We start from the raw sequence: 18,328 nt of genomic DNA on the forward strand, positions 1-18,328 counted from the left end.
AAAAGCGGAAGGTCGCCGGTTCGATCCCGGCCCTGGCCACCATCTTTGACCTGGGACCGACCCTCGACGACCGGAAATGAGGCCGGTCAATCACCGACCAGAACTGATTTGGTGAGCGCTTACCTTGCTTGGTCAGCCGGGTCGCCGGCTGCCTTCCGCTAGCAGCGGCAGCAGGATCTCGGCGACCTCGGTCATCTCGTGCCGTGTCACCAGCAGCTCGAGGATCTGCTCCAGGGTCTGCGGCGGGTTGGTCCGGCGATTCGACATCTCTTGCAACGCACGTATTCCTGCATGCGGGTGTGCTGAGACCGTGTTGGCGGCGAACTGATGTGGGTGCACGATCTCGATATCAGCCTCCAGCAGTACGCGTGCTGAGCTGAACCCGGCACGTCGATCGTCGGTGACGATGGAGTCGGCTTTGCCGATGATCGCCGCGTGGGCGACGTGGCCGTCATCAGGATCATTGAGTCCGTAGCTGTAGTCGCGGTCTTTGGGGGCGTGAACCTCTGAGCCCGGAAACGCCCGCTTCAGCCGGTCGAAAAGGTGCTGTCGGCGAGTGGTGCTGTCGCCGATCCCGCGCTTGTCGTGCAGGCCGGCGAGTACGTAATCCAGCTCGAAGAGAATCCCCGACCCCCACACGGGCGCGTACGCCTCCTCGGTGGCCAGCTGCAGCAGGAAGTCACGCTGAAGGCTCGGCACAAGGGCGCAGGTGTCGAGGACAGCGCGATGCACATCGGCGAGTCTTTCAGGCGCCGCGGACAGGTCAACGCTTGCGTTTCGCCTCGGCGAGCAACTCGGCGACCTCGTCGGCGTCGGCATCCGCGAACTCCGCCGAGCTCTCGGTGATGAACCGCTTGCGCCGGGCGCGAAGGTCCTCGCGGTAGGCAAGGACATCGGCAAGCCGGAGCTTGCGTCGGACCGCGCCGGGCACGTGTGCGTGCAACTCTCCATCCTCGATGAGGCGAACCACCGTGGGCCGGCTCAGGCCAAGGATCTCGGCGGCCTGCTGGGTGGAGATTTCTCGGTCGCGAGTCAGGATGCTGATTGACTGGCCGTGGCTGAGGGCGTGGGCGACACGCTTGAGGACTTCGTAAAGCTGCTCGGTCAGTTCGACACGGTCGTGTTCGCCCGCGCCGGATAGGAAGAAGGCAGGCTCAGGAGAGGCCCCGTGACGGGCCTCGTGCGCCTCGATGAAGCTAAGGACATCGGCAAGCCCATCGGCATCGGCAGGAACCGGGCTGACAATCTCCGCGGAGGCGCTGCTCATGGGTCTCACTTCCTTCACCTCATCTTCCGGCAACCAGACCTAGCCTAGCGCGGTTACGAAAGTTGCGAAAGCATGGTGGCGGTGTTGGGCTGACCGCAGTCGACCAGGAGGTGAAGTTACCCTTCGCGGTGTGACGTGAACAGTGCGCGGCGAAGCGGCTCAAGTACAGCCGGCCCACCTGTGTGCACAGCTATCTGCAATTGATCGATGACAGCGCGTACCCGTTCAGGGTCCGCGGCATCGTCAATCCCAAATTCGTAAAACTCCCACCGATACTTGTGATCCTCAAGCCGCAGAAGTAGCTCGTGGATCGCGTTTTTGACTTAGATTATGTGGTTAGTGTCTCGCCGCGCGACGCCCAGCGACGCTTATTTGAACGCCATCGGCGACACCTTCACGCATCCGGCCGGTAACGCCGCTGCAAGCTGGGACGCAAACGCCGGGCCGTCATTCACCAGCGCGTATCCGCCGGAAAGCCCGCCTTGACGGCAAAGCGCCCGTCGACGCCGAACCCGTCGATGCGCCGCGACGCCGGTGTCGCGGTCGACGCGAGGAACCAGGCGAATCGTATTGCGCGGCACCACGGCGGTGGGGAAGCGGCTGGCCGAATCGCCGTACATCGCCTGGTTGCGCGACCAGCGCCGCACGATCCGGCGAGCCGCCAGGTATGCATCCTGCGCGATTTCCACGACGGCGATAGCCTTTTGGAGTCCGTACACACCCCAGAACCGGCCGGGTCCGCGTCCGGGCGGTCGCCACTGTTCCGGCACGATGTGTTGGTATTCCTTGTCGCCGTGCAGGTTTGGTGATGAATGCTTGGTGAAGTAGATCGCTAGTCGTTTGGGGTCACAAGCCTTGAGCCCGTTGCGCACGTCGATCGCGGTGCCGGCGAGCCGGTGCCTGAGCCCACGTTTCGGACAGCCGCTGCGCAAAGCGGCGACCCGAGCGGCCGGGCGATATCGGTGGTGCCATCCACAGGTGAATGTGGGGTGCGCCGCGCCGCTGAAACTCCACCTTCCAGATGTAGCGAACCGGCTCGCCGTACTCGCGCTGAAAGCGTCTGCGCCACAACACCATATGCCGCTTCACGCTGGCCCTATCGGGGGCGACGATCTCCCAGTCCCCGGGATAGGTCAGGGTGACCATGGCCGGAACACGACCGGATTCCACCAACGGGGTGTAGTCGAGTTCGGCGAAGGTGCGGCACATCGCCGACCGTGATTTGCGGGACCACTCGGTAATGACACCGCCAGTACCACGCTGGTCGTCTTCCGTAGGACTCCGTCGTGTCAAAGACACGACGGCCCGATCAACCTCTCCGGCATCGATTTCGAGCTCATTTCTGACATGGAACTTCGCGTCGTCAACGTCACGTTGGTGATGACCGACGGCAGACTGAGCACGTCAGCCCTGCTCAATGCGACGCATACGACGCACAGAAGCAGATAAACCGCAGGTCAGTGACAGTCTCGCCCGCCTCACACGCGGGAGGCCGCCGGTTCGATCCCGGCCCTGGCCAACAGGTTGTTTATGCAGGTCAGGGCGTCACAGTCGGTTCTTTCCGACGAGTCAATCCCGTCGGAAATCGTCGAAGTGGGGCCACGATGGGGCCAAACCTAGATGAGCTTCGGCTCTCGCGAAACGATCGTCCAGCGAGTCGAATCCCGTTGTGATGGAGTCGCGTTCATCGTCAAACAGATCCGGAATCGCTGGCTCCGCGAGGCAGGCGCTGTTGCGCTACCAACGCGTCGCGATTGGATCATCGAATGGGTCGTAGCTGCCAGTCGCCTTCCACTGCTCTGCTGCGGTGTGCGGGGCGCCGATCCAGCGCACGTGCGGCGCCACCTCGGCCGGTGGACGAGCTCCGTCGGTGAGGTGCCCGGTCGGGATTTCTTCGGGAGTGAGGGGATCGCCTAAGAATGGATTCAGAATTCGGACGCCAAACAGGATCAGGTTGTGTGTTCCCGGCAGCGCGGCCGATGGCACGACCATTGCGGCCGCACCGCAGTTTCGAACGGCATGTGCCAATGCCTGCGTAGGGGCGTATTCGTCACCGATGAGCTCGTCGGCCGTCAGCCCATACGTGACGCAGTCGTCGAAGTCGATCTGTATCGGGTCGTCCACCTCGACGACCGCCGTCCACAAATTCAAGATGACATCATCCGGATTGCCTGTGGGCCCAAGGTTTTGGCGAAGCATCTCGGCCGCCGGGCCGAACGGATGAAGACTCAGGTACTGGACCGTGTCGCTTCTTGCGCGGTGGAAACGCCCAGCGCGCGCGCTGGGGAACGCCCACCACGGCGAGTCATACGATGCGTGACGGAAGACGGTGAATTTCATGCGCTCATTGCACGAGCAGCGGTCGCTGCTTGCAGGAGTGTCGGGTAGCGCAGGGGATCGTCGAGCAGCTCAATCGGCCGCTGGTCCAACACGGGGTGTTGCCGATTGAACCAGGCCACTACGCCCGGACCTGTAAAGGAATGGCGCAGCTGGTTCACGACCTGCCCTACCACGCGGATACGCGCGGCGTCATCGCCTGCAGGCTCGGTCCCGTCATGAGCGAGCCAGCGTTGAAGCTGACGAACGGAAACCCCGAGCAGGTCCGCGAGGGTCTTCTGAGGGGCGGCGAGGACCTCGGCAGTTCTGCCAAGTACGTCGCGCACTGGAGCAACGTCGCCGTAGGGCTGATTTTCGATGATGTCGCGTAACGCATGGCGGAATTGCTCGAGCGAAATGCGCACATCTCGACGTTGCTGCTTGTCGTTGTCGTGGCGGAGTGCTTTCTCCGCGCGAAACGCCGCGGCCCATAGCGTGGTCGTCAGATACGGGTCGGCCTCGAGACGCAACGGCGTCGCCGCGCCCAGTGTGCGCTCAAAACTGTCGATGAGCCGAGCGACCTCGTCGGGAACCGTCGGAGAACGCTGTAACAACTTTGTCGCTGCATTAACCCGGCCGAGAAGGGCATCGAGCTTGGACACTGTCTCGATCTCGGTCGCATTCATGTCACTACCATACGACACATCTACGCCAGGGCGCCGTGATACCCGAACGACGTTGCACGAACTCACCAATGTCACTCAGTCGCGCGGTGCGCGAGGTGCGCACGTCGATCCGATGAAAAAAGGCCGAATGGGACCAAACTGGATCAGCTGCCGCCCTCGTGCAGACCATCGTCTAGAGAGTCGAGTACCGCTGCTCACGTGCGGCTTTCCCCGTCGGAGGCGCGCGGTTCTGTGGTGGTGGCCATCCGCAACGCGACCACCGCGATGATCGAAGACCATCGCGATCTGCTCAAGCAAGGCCGAAACATTAGCCAGCACAATCGAACACCGGCAAGGCGCTGTTGCCGCTCAGGCCGCCGCCCGCGTCGCGGGTGTCCAGCAGCGCGCCGCGGCCATCGACTGGAGTTGACCACCGCCACCGCATACTGGAGTCATGCTTCGGTTCCTGGCCTCCTTGGTTCTGTTCGCCTCGACCTGCGCCGCGGTCGCGAACGCCGATGTGCCGCCGCTGAGTCCCGAGGCGCGCGCAGCGGGATTCGTCGACGTCCGCTCCGTCGTCCCGAACGCGCTGATCGACCTGCGCTACGCGACGCCGAACAACTTCACCCACACCCAGCTTTATCCGGCCGGCGCGCGCTGCCTGGTGCACGAATCCCTGGCGCCCGGACTCGCGTCCGCTGCCAAGGCCCTGGCGACATCGGGAGATTTTCTGGTCTTCTGGGACTGCTATCGACCGCATGATGTTCAGGTCAAGATGTTCGACATCGTGCCGAACCCGGCCTGGGTGGCCAAGCCCGGCAACTATGCGAAGAGCCACGAGTCGGGGCGATCGGTGGACGTGACCCTGGCTGACCTGTCCCAGCAGTGCCCGCGATGCCTGGTCGATATGGGCACCGACTTCGACGACTTCTCCCCGCACGCGACGGCTTTCGCTACCGACGGGGTCAGTGCCGCGCAGCAGGCGAACCGGGCCAGGCTGCGTGACGCGATGAGCGCCGGGGGACTGTCGGTGTATTCCGGTGAGTGGTGGCATTTCGACGGCGCGGGAGCCGGAGTTCAGCGGCCCGTTCTCAACGTTCCGGTCAACTGACCGGCTCATTATTTGAGACAGATGTTTCGTATATTGAAACGTGAAGCGATACCGTTGGTTTCGAACGAGGTTCAAGGGAGGTCGCGCCGTGGCCGGTGACCATCGGGCCGTCTACACCCACGGGCATCACGAGTCGGTGTTGCGGGGGCATCGGGTTCGCACCGCGGAAAACTCGGCACGCTATCTGCTGCCATATCTGAGACCGGGATCATCTCTGCTCGACGTGGGCTGTGGCCCTGGGACGATCACCGTCGACCTCGCCGCCCGGATCGCGCCCGGGCATGTCACCGCGGTCGAAATCACGGCTAGTTCCTTGGATTTGGCTCGCGCCGAGGCGCAGGCACATGGTCGGTCGAACATTGAATTCGTCACCTCCGATGTCCACGCATTGGTCTTCCCCGATGACACGTTCGATGTCGTGCACGCCCATCAGGTGCTGCAGCATGTCGCCGACCCGGTGCAGGCGCTGCGCGAGATGCGTCGCGTCTGCAAGCCCGGCGGTGTGGTCGCGGCCCGCGATGCCGATTACGCGGGGTTCATCTGGCACCCGCAGCTTCCGGCGCTGGACCGCTGGATGACGCTCTACTCCGAGGCCGCGCGGGCCAACGGCGGCGAGCCCGACGCGGGCCGGCGACTGTTGTCGTGGACTCAGCACGCAGGATTCGACGACGTCACCGCGACCGGCGGCCTGTGGTGTTTCGCCACACCGGAGACCCGCGACTGGTGGGGCGGCATGTGGGCCGACCGGATCGTCGAGTCGGCGCTGGCGCGGCAACTGGTCAACGACGGCATGGCCACCGCGGAGGAACTCGACGAGATCGCTGCGGCATGGCGGCAGTGGGCGGCCGCTCCCGACGGCTGGATCGGCATCCCGCACGGCGAAATCATCTGCCGGGCATAACGCGGTTCCGCTGCTCAGGGCAGTGATATTGGCATTCTCTTTTCTGGCAAGTACGTTATCGTCGATAGCCAACGACGTTTTGGAGGAGCCGTGCGGCTCGGAGTAATGATCGGCGCCGACCGTGGCGATTCTGCGCGCAAGGTCAGCCGGATGCTCGCCGATATCGAATGGGCCGAGAGCGCGGGCATGGACACCGCATGGATTCCTCAGGTGCCCAACGACTTCGACGCACTCCTGGCCGTCGCGCTGATGGGCACCCGCACCACCCGCATCGAGCTCGGCACCGCCGTCGTGCCGCTGCAGGCGCTGCATCCGATTGCGTTGGCGCGTCAGGCGTTATCGACGCATGCCGCGACCGGTGGCCGGTTGGTGCTGGGCGTCGGGCCGTCACATCACTGGATCATCCGGGACATGCTCGGGCTGCCGTACGAAAAGCCCGCCGCCTACACCCGCGATTACCTGGAGGTGCTGCGCGCGGCGTTCGCCGGCCCGGGCCAGATCGACGTCGACAACGATCACTTCACCGTGCACAACCCGAACGATCTCGCTCCGGTTGGCCCGCTGCCGGTGTTGGTCGCGGCACTCGGCCCGGTGATGCTGGCGCTGGCCGGCGAGCACGCCGACGGCACCGTGCTGTGGATGGCCGACGAGCGAGCCGTCGCCAACCACGTGGTTCCGCGCATCACCAAGGCCGCCGACAACGCCGGCCGCCCGGCACCGCGCATCGTTGCCGGCATTCCGGTATGTCTCTGCGCGGCAAGCGAAGTCGACGCTGCCAAGGAGCGGGCCAACCGGATTCTGGGCGAAGCCGAGGTGTCGCCGAACTACCAGAGGCTGCTGGATTACGGCGACGCCCGCGATGTCGGCGACATCTGTGCGGCCGGCGACGAGGAGGCCATCCTGGCCCGGATGCGGCGGTTCGCCGACGCCGGGGTGACCGACCTGTCGGTGCGGCTGCTGCCGATCGGCGACAGTCGCGACGAGCTGGTTGCCTCCAAACGCCGTACTCGCGAGATGATTTCGGAGCTGGGCGCCCAACTTCGCTAGCCCCGAGACGGATTGGTGTAGACGCGGGTCGGCGAGATGAACACCGCGGTGCGACGCTCTTCGCGCATCACCCGGTCGTAGGTGTCCCAGTCGTCGTGGGTTCCGCCGGCCGCGGTGAAGATCTCGCGAAGTATCACCCGCAGCCGCTCGTCGTCCACCTCGGGATGCGGGTCGTCGGGCCCGATCAGCTGCGTCGTCCCCTCGACCGTGGCCCACTGCCAACCCGCCCGAGCAGTGACGGTGGTCCGCGGGTCGGCGCGCAAGTGGCCGAGTTTGCGGGCGCTGCCGATGGCTACCAGCCCGACGACCGGCTCGTTCGTCAGCGGATGGGGCAGAACTCCGGCGTTGACCACCGATGCCTGTGCGCTGCCGTCGCGGCGCAGGGTGGTGAAGACGACGAGGCCCTGTTCTTGGGCGGCGAGCTCGGCGAAGGCGGGCAGATCAGTCATGTGTGCTTCAGTCCCGTGCGGCCGCGTTCCATTCCCTACTCATACAGCACGGTGATCGACGGGGTATCGGGAACGGCCTGGCAGGTCAGGATGTAACCGTCGTCGATCTCGTCCTCTTCGAGCACGTCGTTGGTGCGCATGGTGGCTTCACCCTCGATCAGCTTGGCCAGGCACGTTCCGCAGTTGCCGGCCTCGCAACTGAACGGCGGTGACAGACCGGCCCGTCGCGCGCTCTCCAACAGCGTCTCACCGGGCACCCGCGGCACCGACGCCTTCTTGCGGTCCAGCCGGATGGTCACGGTGCCGCCCGAGTCGCCGTCGCCGGCGGCCTCGGACACCTCCGGTGCCGGCGCCCTGAACTGCGGCGATGCGCCGAAATCCTCGACCAGGACGGTGGCGGTGTCCGGCAACGCCGCCCGCACCACCGCCATGAATCCCTCCGGCCCGCACACGTAGCAGTCGGCTCCGGTTTCCGGGCCGACGAACTCCTGGACGCCCGTCGAATTCAGCAGCCCCTGCTCGTCGTCGACGTGACGTGCGACCGACAGCCGGCCGGGATAGCGCGCGACCAGGTCGTCGAGCACTGCTTCGAAGATCGCCGAATCCCGATCGCGGTCGGCGCACAGAATCCGCACCGCGCGATCGGTACCGGCCAGTGCGCTCTTGGCCAGCGACAGGATCGGTGTGACACCGCTGCCGCCGGCGAAAGCCAGCAGCGGCGCCGACGACGAACTCAGCACGAAGGTGCCCGCGGCCCTGGTCATGGTGAGCTGGTCGCCCTCGACCACGTTGTCTATCAACCAGTTCGACACCGTCCCGCCGATCACCCGTTTGACGGTGGTCATCAACTCGGTGTCGGTCTCCGGTGCGCTCGACATCGAGTACGACCGGTAGAGGTCATCGCCGTCGACGGTCACCCGAAACGTGCAGAACTGCCCGGCGCGATAGCGAAACGGCCGCTCGTCGGGAGCGAGCACGTAGCTACGGCTGTCCGCGGTCTCCTTCACGATCCGAGTCACTGTGGCCCGCTGAAACACGTGGCATTCCACCATCCGCACCCCCTTCTCACTTTGCGTTCTTCGTTTGAGAGAATATTATTCTCTCAAAACGATAGGATCTTCTCAATGTCTCCGACCGCGCTGGTCTTCGAGGAGCGGCAGTACACGTTGCCGCAGCTCGAGGCGTTGGCGGACGGGCTGGCAACCAGCCTGCGCAAGCGAGGTGTGACGGCCGGCGACCGGGTGGCGCTGATGTCCTCCAACCGCCCCGAATTCGTCGTCGCGCTGCAGGCCATCTGGCGGCTGGCCGCCGCCGTCGTGCTGATCAGCCCGGCGTGGAAGCGGCACGAGGTCGAGCACGCGCTGGTGCTGACGAGCCCGTCGCACGCTGTGGGCGACCACGAGGTGCTCGCGGATCTGATGCCGATGCTGCACCTCGACGAGCCCATCGTCGCAGGTGATTCCAAAGCCGTCCCGCCGCCACCGGACGCCGACGCGGTGCTGGCGTTCAGTTCCGGCACCACGGGGTTGCCGAAAGCCGTTCGGCACAGCCATCATTCGATGCAAGCCGCGGTGGATCACTGGCGCGACGCGCTGGGTTTGACCGCCGCCGACCGCATTCAGATCACCACCCCGCCGTCGCACATTCTCGGCCTGCTCAACATCATGACGGCGTTGCAGACCGGTGTGTGGGTGCGTCTGCATCGGCGATTCGACATCGACCGCATGCTGCGGCACATCCACGAGGATCGGATCACCGTCGAAATGGCTGTCGCACCCATTGCTTTGGCCATCGCGTCGCACGCGCAGCTCGAGACCTACGACCTGTCGTCGCTGCGGTTCATCATGTGGGGCGCGACGCCGGTCAGCGCCGGCGTCGCCGAGACCGTCACCCGCCGAAGCGGTGTCAGATGGGTTCCGGCCTACGGCACCACGGAGTTGCCGGTGATCGCCTGCAATCCGCTCGACGGCGCGCGCCTCGACTCCGTCGGCCGGCCCGTCCCGGGTGTGCAGGTGCGGGTGACCTCGTTGCAGACCGGTGCGCCGGTCGGTCCGGGGGAGGTGGGCGAGATCCAGGCGCGGTCCGAGTCGTTGATGGCTGGCTACCTCCCGTCCGAGTCGACCCGAGATGTGTTGTGCGACGGCTGGTATCGAACCGGCGATGTCGGCTGTCTGGATGTCGACGGCTGGTTGCGGATCACCGACCGGTCCAAGGAGATGATCAAAGTCCGCGGCTTTCAGGTCGCGCCCGCAGAGATCGAGGCCGTACTCCACGAACACCCGGCGGTGGACGACTGCGCGGTGTTCGGCATCCCGGACGGCGCCGACGGGGAGTTGGTGGTCGCGGCCGTCGCGACGCGCGCCGCGGTCGACGCCACCGTGCTCATGGCCCAGGTCGGTGACCGCCTGGCCGCCTACAAACGTCTGAGTCGTGTCGTGTTCGTGCCCGAAATACCACGGCTGGCTTCGGGAAAGGTGCTGCGCCGAGTTCTCAAGGAGCGCTATGGACGTCCGTCTGACAGCTGAACAACAGCAACTGCGAGACGCCGCCGCGAAACTCGCCGACGACCTCGGGCCGAAATCGGTGCACGACCTCGCCGACGGCGAACGGATCGCCCGGCTCGACAAGCAGATTCAGCTGGCCCGCTGGCGATCGCTGCGCTCCGACCAGGCGTCAGCGGTCGAGGTGGCGATCGTCGCGGAGGAGTTCGGCCGCGGGTTGGTGGATGCGCCGTTTTTGGGTCCGGTGCTGGCCGACGATCTCGCCCGCCGGGTCGGCGACGACGGCTCCGGGTCGACCATCGCAGTCGACGGCCGCGCGATCGACGCGCGAGGCTACCGACGCGCGCTGTCCATGGACGGCACGACGGTCTCAGCCGCCGACGTCGGCGCAGCCGTCGATGCCGCCGACCTCACCCGGGCCACCGCCAAACTCGGGGGAAATGCCACCACCCTAGGCGATGTGGATGCTCACGCCGCGCAGCGCTGGCTGGCGCTCGCGCTGGCCACCACGTCGGCTGACTTGGTCGGTGCGGCGCGCGGCGCGCACACCCTGGCCGTCGACTACGCGAAAATCCGCGAGCAGTATGGCAAGTCGATCGGCTCGTATCAGGCGATCGCGCATCTGCTCGCCGAGGGTCTGGCCCTGATCGAAGGATCGGTCAGCATCCTGCGTCACGCTGCCTGGGCGGTCGACGAACTCGACCCGGCCGAAGCGATTCGGGCCGGCCGGTTCGCCAAGGTCTACTGCGCGCGGGCCGCGCGGACCGTCTGCGAGACCGCGATCCAGGTGCACGGCGGCATCGGCAACACCTGGGAGTGTTTGGCGCACGTCTTCCTGCGCCGTGCGCTCACCTCGACTCAATTGTGGCCCGTCAAATTGGAGGAGATCAGCGTTGGACTTCAGTGACTCGCCCGAGGAAGCCGCCTTCCGGGACCGGCTGCGATCGTGGCTTTCCCGGCACGCCAAAGCATTTCCCAGCTCGGGTGACGAGTATTGGGCCGGGCAGGGCGACTGGCACCGCGCGCTGTACGCGGGTGGGTTCGTCGGGCTGTCCTGGCCGCGGGAATACGGCGGCCAGGAACTGCCGCCGGTGTATGACGTCATCCTCGACGAGGAATTGGCCCACGCCGGGGCGCCGCCGCGGCCGAGCCTGGGCTATCTGGTCGCGGGTCTGAGCCGGCACGCCAGCAAAGAACTGTGCACCCGCTTCCTGCCCGGCATGATCAACGGCACCGAACGCTGGTGTCAGGGCTTCAGCGAATCGGGCGCCGGCTCCGATCTCGCGTCGCTGACCACCACCGCCGTCCGTGACGGTGACAACTACGTCATCAACGGCCACAAGATCTGGACCAGCTACTCCGACGTCGCGGACTGGTGTCTGCTGTTGGCGCGCACCGACCCTGAGGCCAACCGGCACCGCGGCATCTCGGCGTTCATCATCTCGATGAAACAGCCGGGCGTGCAGCAACGTCCGCTGAAGATGATCAACGGAGTTAGCACCGAATTCGGCCAGGTGCTGTTCGACGGCGCGATGGTGCCGGTCGAGAACATGGTGGGTGCCCCCGGCCAGGGCTGGCCGCTGGCGATGACCGTGGTGGGCCACGAGCGGGAGCCGTCCACACTGGGCTACGCGGCGCGCTACGGCAAGCTGGTGCGCCAGCTGGCCGCCCGCACTGCCGGCCCGGCGGGCCCCGAATTGGCCTGGGCCGCTGTGCAAACCGAGATGCTCACCCATCACGTCCGGCGGCGGCTGTCCGAGCAACTTGACGGCGTCACCCACACCTCGGACGGTTCGCTGGACAAGCTGCTGATGACCTGGGTCGAGCAGTCGGTCGGCCATGCCGCGCTGGCGGTGGGCGGCATCGACGACCCCGACCTGCTGAGCGCCTACCTCTACAGCCGCGCCCAGAGCGTCATGGGCGGTACGTCGCAGATCCAGAAGAACATCATCGCGTCACGAATCTTGGTATTGCGCAGCTAGATAAGGAGAAGCCTGACATGTACGCCATGCCAGAAGAAATCGACGTTCAGGCCGACGGCTCGTTGCGGATCATTACGCTGAACCGGCCCGATTCGCTCAACTCGGTCAACGATCCCCTGCACCACGGGCTGGCCAAGCTGTGGCAGCGGATGAGTGACGACCAGAGTGTCCGCGCCGCGGTGATAACCGGTGCTGGACGGGCCTTTTCGGCGGGTGGCGACTTCGCGTATCTAGAAGAGTTGGCCGGTGATGCCGCCCTGCGGGCCAAGACCATCGCCGACGGACGCGAGATCGTGTTGGGCATGGCGCGCTGCCGGATTCCGGTGCTGGCCGCGGTCAACGGGCCGGCCGTCGGGCTGGGCTGCAGCCTGGTCGCACTGAGCGACATCGTCTACATCGCCGAAGACGCCTACCTGGCCGACCCGCACGTCCAGGTAGGCCTGGTGGCCGCCGACGGCGGACCGCTGACCTGGCCGCTGCACATCAGCCTGCTGCTGGCCAAGGAGTATGCGCTGACCGGTGCCCGGATTCCCGCGGCGAAGGCCGTCGAACTCGGCCTGGCCAACCACGTCGTGGCCGACCCCCTCGCCGAGGCGCTCAAGGCTGCCAAGAGAATTCTCGAGCTACCTCAGCAGGCCGTCGAAAGCACCAAGCGCGTCCTCAATGTGCATCTCGAGCGTGCGGTGCTGGCCACTATCGACTACGCGTTGTCGGCGGAGAACCAGTCCATGCAGACCGAGGACTTCCGGGCGATCGTCGCGAAGTTCAACGCCCACAAGAACTGAGGCCGCCTCGAACGTGAAACTGGGCTCACGTTCGGCGCCGAACGTGCAACTGGTAGCACGCTCGACTGCGATGTGACCGCTCGAAGATGATCACGCCGGGCGGGATGTCGATGTTGGCCTTGATCAGCTCGATGATCGCACCGCGGGCCGAGCTGAAGGTCTCGTGGTCGACCAGCGCCCGGTCGACGTCGGCGAACCGGCTCAGCGCGTAGAAGTCGTGCTGTTCGTTGTAGTAAAGCGGGGATTCTTCAGGTATCGCCCGGAATGCCCGGTAGGGGTCGGCGTTGATCTGCACGTCGTACGGGTCGTAGTAGACGCCGTCGGGTGCAGTCACAGTCACTGGGGTTCGCCTCTCGCCGCGCGCGTAGGTGGTGGCGCTCCGAATCTGCGGCAACTCTGTCATCAGGCGAGCGCGGGTGTCAATGTGGAATTCGTTTTCGCTACTCAGCATTCTTTGATAGCGAGAACGCGCTTCTCCAGACAGCAAAAGTGTGCATTATGCGCCAGCACCGGCCGGTCCGGAGGTCGAGCACGCGGTCAGTGCAAGCTGAATTCTCGCCGACCGGTAAGTCGATTATCGGCTGGCTATCTTCGCCGTGTGCTGACGAACCCGTGCGAGCAGAAATCCCAGACCTCGTCTGCGGTGATCGGATGCACGGTGGCGTCGTCGGACCCGCCGCTGGACTGGGCGATGAACATGACGGTCTGCATGGTCATCGCGGCTGTCCGCTTCGGGTTGATGTCCGTGCGCAATTCACCGGCCCCGCCGGCGGCTTCCATCAACTCGGTGAGCAAAGTGACCAGCGGTGCGTGAGCGACCTTGACTTCTTCGGGATGGGAAACCAGCAGCCGAGGAGCAAAGTCGGTGAACAGCGGCCGCTTGGCCGTCGGGTCCGGGCGCGACGCCTCGAACAGCAGCTCGACCGCGACTTTCAGCCGCTCGATCGGGTCGGTGTAGTTGGCCGTCGCAGCGCGGATCTGGTCCGACGACCGGTTCAGGGCGTCCTCGAAAAGCGCCAGCAGCAGCTCATGCTTGCCGTCGAACTGCAGGTAGAAGCTTCGCAGCGACTGCCGGGAGCGGTCGACGACCTCTTGCACGGTAAAGTCCGTGCTGCCCTTCTCGATGATGATGGCCTGCGCGGCATCCAGGAACCGTTGGACGCGCTGCGCGGCCCGCAGCTTCGCCGTCTTGATCGACCGCTCGACGGCGCGCTGCTTCCAGGCCGGCTCCTCGCTGGGGCTGGTCACGGGCGGCTCAGACGATTGCCGCGAGGGGAGAACATGGTTGGACTGTACCGGAGAACGCCGCGTCATTCGTCTGCTCTCCCCTTCGCGGGACGACGTGTCTGAGATTGTAACTTCCTCTTCACGAGAAGAGTATTCTCTGCTTGCTCGGCAGGGAAGCGGAATGCGAATTACGGACTGCCCATGCAACTGTCCTTCAGCGCTGACGTCGAAGCATTCGGGTGCTCACGACGCCGACGTGTTGCTGACCTTCGTGTGGACCGACCCGGATGCGCCCGAGCACAAGGGAATTAGCGTGCTGCTGATCCCCACATACAGTCCCGGCTTGACGCGGCGGCCGTTCGCGTCGGCGGAACGTCGGAGATTCAGCGCAACATCATCGCACAGCGGATCCTCGGCCTGCCGCGACACTGACCGCCGACTTGCCACATTCGCCACACGGGTCTCCTCGGGTCCGGGGCATATGGGTTTGCTCCGATGCGGATGTGACCAGCGGGAAACTAGAGCTGGATCAAGCGTGGCGCAAACCCTCTGTCACGCAACGCCCTTCCGGCTTCGCGTGTCAGGTCACGTGAGCTGCCGAGAAGGCCATCTAGCACCAACGCCCGTTTGACGTGCCGGTGCAGTTCGTGCTCGGCGGTGAAGCCGATACCGCCGAGCACCTGCTGGCAATGACGCGCTGCGGTCAAGGCCGCCTGACCCGCGGCGGCTTTGGCGAGCAGATAGCTCAGATCGTCGGGTTCGACCGCTGCGGCGATCAGGGCGGCCTCCGCGCCTTCGATCGCAACCAGCGTCTCGGCCAGCCGGTGCCGGATCGCCTGGAACGACGCGACGGGCCGGCCGAATTGCGTGCGGTCCAGGGCATGCTGGCGTGCCAGCGCCAGCATCGCGCGGCCGGCACCCACCAACCACCAGCCGACCGCATGCCGTCCTGGCCCGAGCGGCGTCCAATCACCCACGCCCACAGGGTGTATCGGCAAGTCGTCGCCGAGTGCCGAGCTCGGTTCGCCGGTCCGGGCCCACACAACCCAGGCGTCGCCGGTGTAGCGCAACGGCACCGTGCCGCCGCCGTCACGGCCCGCCGCGCGCAGCACGACGTCGTTGAGCACCGGAGCATGGGCGCCGGTCTCGCCGAGTAGGCGGAACACCAAAGAGATTGCAGTTGAGGGCATTTCGTCGAGCATCTCGAGCCAGCCGAGTTCGGCCAGCGCGGCATCGAGCCGCTGACCCGACACCGCCGTCATCGTCTTGCGCAGCCCGTCCTCCAGCAACTGCAAGGATTCGGCGTCCACGCTCACTCCTTACCCAGATCCAACAGCCGGCGCGCGATGATATTGCGCTGGATCTCGGCGGTGCCGCCGTAGATGGTCGCCGCCCGGGAGTAGAGAAACTCCGATCGCCAGTCGCTGTCGTCGAGTTCCAGCACGCCAGGTAAGAGGTCGCGCACGGTGTCGTAGAGCCGCTGTTCGGCACCGGCCAGCAGCACCTTGTCGATCGATGTCTGCGGACCCAATGCCGCACCGTCGGCCAGCCGATGCTGGGTGGCCCGCGACCGGCAGCGCAGCGTATGCAGCGCGAGATAGGCTGCGCCGAGCTCATATTCGTCCGGATCGTCGGCTTCCGCGATCAACGCGTCGAATCGTGCGTAGAGGTAGGCGATCCGCTGCCAGAAGCAGGTGGAGCGCTCGTAGGGGAGCAGGTCCATCGCCAGTCGCCAGCCGTCGCCCGGGCGGCCGAGCATCCGTTCGGCGGGCACCGCTACGTCGTCGTAGTAGACCTCGCAGAACTCGTCGACGCCGTGCATGGTGCGCAGTGGACGCACGCTGATGCCGGGTGTGTCCAGATCGACGAAGAACGCGGTGATGCCGTCGTAGCCGGGCGCGGTACGGGCGAGCAGGATGCAGCGGGTGGAGAACTGTGCGTAACTCGTCCACACCTTCTGCCCGTTGATGATCCAGTTGTCCCCGTCCGGCACAGCCCGGGTGGTCAGCGACGCGAGGTCGCTCCCTGCGCCTGGCTCGGAAAAGCCCTGGCACCATCGCTCTTCGCCCCGCAGTAGGCGCGGCACCAGTTCTGCGGCGAGGCCGGCCGGCGCATAGTCGATCAGGGTGGGCGTGAGCACCTCGAGCATCGAATAGGGACCCGGTTCGGCGAGACGGCGGCCCACCACCTCTTCACCGACCACCGCGCGTAGGATCGCGGGGCCGCCCAGCCCGCCCACTTCGACCGGCCAGCCGTAGCGCATCCAGTCGGCGTCATAGAGTGCCCGGCTGACGCGGGCCATCTGCCGCAGGTGGCCTTCGAGCGAATGATCTGGCCCCGGCGTCAGGTCATGCTCGTCGAGCCACGCTCGAAGATCCGTCCGGAACTGCGCTACGTTCACGCTTGGGCCGATGGCCCGACTCCTCCGCCGGCCTCGGTCGGCATCGTCGTCGGGCGGGGTCTGCCTACCGCGTGCGGGCGGCCCGAGTCGTGCGTACCGCCGCGCCGAATGAACGTCATGGCGCGGGTTTTCAGCCGCCATCCGCCGGCGGTCCGCACGTAGTTGTCCACGTAATAGCCGATCCGCATGTCGTGCGTGGCGTGGTCGATGAAGCACAGCGGCTGGGTGCCGGTCGCGGTGTCGCCGTCGAGGTCGATCACCGGCGTCGCGGTCATGAACAAACCCTTCGGCGCGGCGTCCACCAGGACCGGAAACCGGTCCAGCGAATAGGTTTCACCGAACGCGCGGTAGGTGCCGTCCGGGGTGAAAATAGCGACCAGGCCGTCGATATCTTCTTGGGTGATGGTCACCGCGTAGCGAGCCAGCAACTGCTGGATCTCGACCAGGTCCTCAATTCGGTCCGGCATAGACTTTGCCGCCTTTCATCACAAAGTTTACCCGCTGGGTTACGCTGATGTCCGACAAGGGATCTCCCGGAACCGCGATGATGTCGGCAAGCTGGCCCTCGGCCAGCCGGCCGCGGTCGGTGACGTTGATCAGCTCTGCCGCGGTGGTCGTGGCGGCCCGCAGCACCGCCAGCGGCGGCATCCCCCACTCGACCAGCGTGACCAGCTCATCGGCGTTGCGGCCGTGCGGGATCGCCGGGGCGTCGGTACCGACCGCGATCTTCACACCCGCCTGGTAGGCCGCCTTGATCGATGTCTCCGCCTTGGGGAACATCTCGGCGGCCTTGTCCTGCAGCTCCTTCGGGGCGTGGGACACGTCCATCGCTTGGGCGAGCCGGCGGGTGGTCACCAAAAAACGGTCGTTGTCGACCAGCATCTGGATGGCCTCGTCGTCCATCAGGAAGCCGTGTTCGATGCAGTCGATACCGCACGCGATCGCGTGTTTGACCGCTTCCGCGCCGTGCGTGTGCGCGGCAACGCGTAGGCCGCGCCGATGCGCCTCATCGACGATCGCACGCAGTTCCTCGTCCGAATAGTGTTGTGCGCCTGCCTTACCGGTCAACGACATCACGCCGCCGGACACGCACACCTTGATCAATTGGGCACCGTGTTTGATCTGGTACCGCACGGCCTTGCGGACCTCGTCGACCCCGTTGGCGATACCTTCCTCGACCGTGAGCTCGAGTGCGCCGGGCATGAACGCGGCGAACATCGTCGGGTCCAGGTGCCCGCCGGTGGGGGTGATCGCGTGGCCGGCCGGGACGATTCTTGGCCCCTCTATCCACCCCGCGTCGATAGCCTTGCCCAGCGCAACGTCGAGCAGGTAGCCGCCGGTCTTGACGAACAGGCCAAGGTTGCGCACCGTGGTGAAACCGGCGCGCAGCGTGCGTCGCGCGTTGCCGACGGCGCGCAGCACCCGCGTCGGGGGATCGTCCTGCACCTGGGACAGCCCGGGCGTCTCGCCGCGCCCACCCATCAGCAGGTTGACCTCCATGTCCATCAGCCCGGGCAGCAGGATCGAGTCGCCAAGATCCAGAACCTCGGAGTGTGAGCCTTCGATACTGCCGCCGACACCGACAATTCGTCCCTCTTCGACGCCGACGATGCCGGGCGAGACAATCTCGCCGGCGTCGACGTCGAGCAGCCCGGCCGCCTTGAGCGTGAGCACCA

General features: G+C 65.7%; 18 protein-coding genes, 1 tRNA gene and 3 pseudogenes. 9 read left to right on the forward strand and 13 right to left on the reverse strand.

The features are described 5' to 3' along the window. Positions 1 to 132 precede the first annotated feature (132 nt). The 3 genes and pseudogenes from ABDV69_RS14070 to ABDV69_RS14080 all read right to left on the reverse strand — a co-directional run. Positions 133 to 732: a PIN domain-containing protein gene (locus tag ABDV69_RS14070; protein WP_343575362.1), complete on the reverse strand. Its 600-nt coding sequence runs from the start codon at positions 730 to 732 to the stop codon at positions 133 to 135. 31 nt (positions 733 to 763) lie between these two features. Beyond that, positions 764 to 1,267: a helix-turn-helix domain-containing protein gene (locus ABDV69_RS14075; protein ID WP_343575417.1), complete on the reverse strand. Its 504-nt coding sequence runs from the start codon at positions 1,265 to 1,267 to the stop codon at positions 764 to 766. Positions 1,268 to 1,635: 368 nt separating this feature from the next. Then, a pseudogene (locus ABDV69_RS14080) lies at positions 1,636 to 2,689 on the reverse strand (hypothetical protein); the annotation flags it as partial. 32 nt (positions 2,690 to 2,721) lie between these two features. On the opposite strand from ABDV69_RS14080, the gene ABDV69_RS14085 reads away from it, so the two are divergent. After that, positions 2,722 to 2,786, forward strand: a tRNA-Val gene (locus ABDV69_RS14085). Positions 2,787 to 3,004: 218 nt separating this feature from the next. On the opposite strand, the gene ABDV69_RS14090 is transcribed toward ABDV69_RS14085, so the two are convergent. Then, positions 3,005 to 3,607, reverse strand: coding sequence for an RES family NAD+ phosphorylase (locus tag ABDV69_RS14090; protein ID WP_343575364.1), 603 nt, complete (start codon positions 3,605 to 3,607; stop codon positions 3,005 to 3,007). Continuing rightward, entirely contained in the window at positions 3,604 to 4,269 is a 666-nt protein-coding gene (locus ABDV69_RS14095; RefSeq protein ID WP_343575365.1) for a hypothetical protein, read from the reverse strand. The genes ABDV69_RS14090 and ABDV69_RS14095 overlap by 4 nt, the downstream gene beginning before the upstream one ends. Before the next feature lie 433 nt (positions 4,270 to 4,702). Between ABDV69_RS14095 and ABDV69_RS14100 the strand changes: the two genes are divergently transcribed. The 3 genes from ABDV69_RS14100 (at position 4,703) to ABDV69_RS14110 (ending at position 7,307) form a co-directional block, all read left to right on the forward strand. After that, positions 4,703 to 5,359 (forward strand): M15 family metallopeptidase, encoded by a 657-nt coding sequence (locus ABDV69_RS14100; protein ID WP_343575367.1) that lies wholly within the window; start codon positions 4,703 to 4,705, stop codon positions 5,357 to 5,359. 88 nt (positions 5,360 to 5,447) lie between these two features. Beyond that, positions 5,448 to 6,260, forward strand: coding sequence for a methyltransferase domain-containing protein (locus tag ABDV69_RS14105; RefSeq protein WP_343575369.1), 813 nt, complete (start codon positions 5,448 to 5,450; stop codon positions 6,258 to 6,260). A gap of 90 nt (positions 6,261 to 6,350) precedes the next feature. Then, positions 6,351 to 7,307 (forward strand): LLM class F420-dependent oxidoreductase, encoded by a 957-nt coding sequence (locus ABDV69_RS14110; RefSeq protein WP_343575371.1) that lies wholly within the window; start codon positions 6,351 to 6,353, stop codon positions 7,305 to 7,307. Here the strand turns inward: ABDV69_RS14110 and ABDV69_RS14115 are convergent. Both ABDV69_RS14115 and ABDV69_RS14120 read right to left on the reverse strand, forming a co-directional pair. Next, positions 7,304 to 7,756 (reverse strand): TIGR03618 family F420-dependent PPOX class oxidoreductase, encoded by a 453-nt coding sequence (locus tag ABDV69_RS14115; RefSeq protein ID WP_343575372.1) that lies wholly within the window; start codon positions 7,754 to 7,756, stop codon positions 7,304 to 7,306. The two genes, ABDV69_RS14110 and ABDV69_RS14115, sit on opposite strands and share 4 nt — an antisense overlap. 35 nt (positions 7,757 to 7,791) lie before the next feature. Next, positions 7,792 to 8,808: a ferredoxin--NADP reductase gene (locus ABDV69_RS14120; RefSeq protein WP_343575373.1), complete on the reverse strand. Its 1,017-nt coding sequence runs from the start codon at positions 8,806 to 8,808 to the stop codon at positions 7,792 to 7,794. A 72-nt stretch (positions 8,809 to 8,880) separates the two neighbouring features. On the opposite strand from ABDV69_RS14120, the gene ABDV69_RS14125 reads away from it, so the two are divergent. Genes ABDV69_RS14125 through ABDV69_RS14140 form a run of 4 tightly spaced genes read left to right on the forward strand, consistent with a single transcriptional unit; the run spans position 8,881 to position 13,024 of the window. Beyond that, positions 8,881 to 10,281, forward strand: a complete 1,401-nt coding sequence (locus ABDV69_RS14125) for an AMP-binding protein (protein WP_343575374.1) — start codon at positions 8,881 to 8,883, stop codon at positions 10,279 to 10,281. After that, a complete protein-coding gene (locus tag ABDV69_RS14130) occupies positions 10,259 to 11,164 on the forward strand; it encodes an acyl-CoA dehydrogenase family protein (RefSeq protein ID WP_343575376.1) in 906 nt (301 codons plus the stop codon). The genes ABDV69_RS14125 and ABDV69_RS14130 overlap by 23 nt, the downstream gene beginning before the upstream one ends. After that, positions 11,151 to 12,239 (forward strand): acyl-CoA dehydrogenase family protein, encoded by a 1,089-nt coding sequence (locus ABDV69_RS14135; RefSeq protein WP_343575377.1) that lies wholly within the window; start codon positions 11,151 to 11,153, stop codon positions 12,237 to 12,239. Before ABDV69_RS14130 ends, ABDV69_RS14135 begins: the two co-directional genes overlap by 14 nt. A 17-nt stretch (positions 12,240 to 12,256) precedes the next feature. Next, positions 12,257 to 13,024 (forward strand): enoyl-CoA hydratase/isomerase family protein, encoded by a 768-nt coding sequence (locus tag ABDV69_RS14140; protein ID WP_343575379.1) that lies wholly within the window; start codon positions 12,257 to 12,259, stop codon positions 13,022 to 13,024. Positions 13,025 to 13,103: 79 nt separating this feature from the next. Here the strand turns inward: ABDV69_RS14140 and ABDV69_RS14145 are convergent. Beyond that, positions 13,104 to 13,364: pseudogene (locus ABDV69_RS14145) on the reverse strand (cytochrome P450); the annotation flags it as partial. 245 nt (positions 13,365 to 13,609) lie between these two features. Continuing rightward, positions 13,610 to 14,272, reverse strand: a complete 663-nt coding sequence (locus ABDV69_RS14150; protein ID WP_343575381.1) for a TetR/AcrR family transcriptional regulator — start codon at positions 14,270 to 14,272, stop codon at positions 13,610 to 13,612. 214 nt (positions 14,273 to 14,486) lie between these two features. Here ABDV69_RS14150 and ABDV69_RS14155 point away from each other — a divergent pair. Beyond that, positions 14,487 to 14,618 (forward strand): annotated as a pseudogene (locus tag ABDV69_RS14155) (acyl-CoA dehydrogenase); the annotation flags it as partial. Between the two features lie 151 nt (positions 14,619 to 14,769). On the opposite strand, the gene ABDV69_RS14160 reads toward ABDV69_RS14155, so the two are convergent. The 4 genes from ABDV69_RS14160 to ABDV69_RS14175 are packed head-to-tail and all read right to left on the reverse strand — an operon-like array spanning position 14,770 to position 18,326. Next, on the reverse strand, positions 14,770 to 15,513 hold the full coding sequence (locus tag ABDV69_RS14160; RefSeq protein WP_343575419.1) for an acyl-CoA dehydrogenase family protein: 744 nt from the start codon (positions 15,511 to 15,513) through the stop codon (positions 14,770 to 14,772). A 50-nt stretch (positions 15,514 to 15,563) separates the two neighbouring features. Beyond that, complete coding sequence (locus ABDV69_RS14165) at positions 15,564 to 16,652, reverse strand: acyl-CoA dehydrogenase family protein (RefSeq protein ID WP_343575383.1); 1,089 nt, start codon at positions 16,650 to 16,652, stop codon at positions 15,564 to 15,566. Next, entirely contained in the window at positions 16,649 to 17,119 is a 471-nt protein-coding gene (locus tag ABDV69_RS14170) for a nuclear transport factor 2 family protein (protein WP_343575385.1), read from the reverse strand. The genes ABDV69_RS14165 and ABDV69_RS14170 overlap by 4 nt, the downstream gene beginning before the upstream one ends. Then, positions 17,103 to 18,326: an amidohydrolase family protein gene (locus ABDV69_RS14175; RefSeq protein ID WP_343575387.1), complete on the reverse strand. Its 1,224-nt coding sequence runs from the start codon at positions 18,324 to 18,326 to the stop codon at positions 17,103 to 17,105. Before ABDV69_RS14175 ends, ABDV69_RS14170 begins: the two co-directional genes overlap by 17 nt. Positions 18,327 to 18,328: the final 2 nt, after the last annotated feature.

This window comes from Mycobacterium sp., from assembly GCF_039583785.1.
GTDB lineage: Bacteria > Actinomycetota > Actinomycetes > Mycobacteriales > Mycobacteriaceae > Mycobacterium.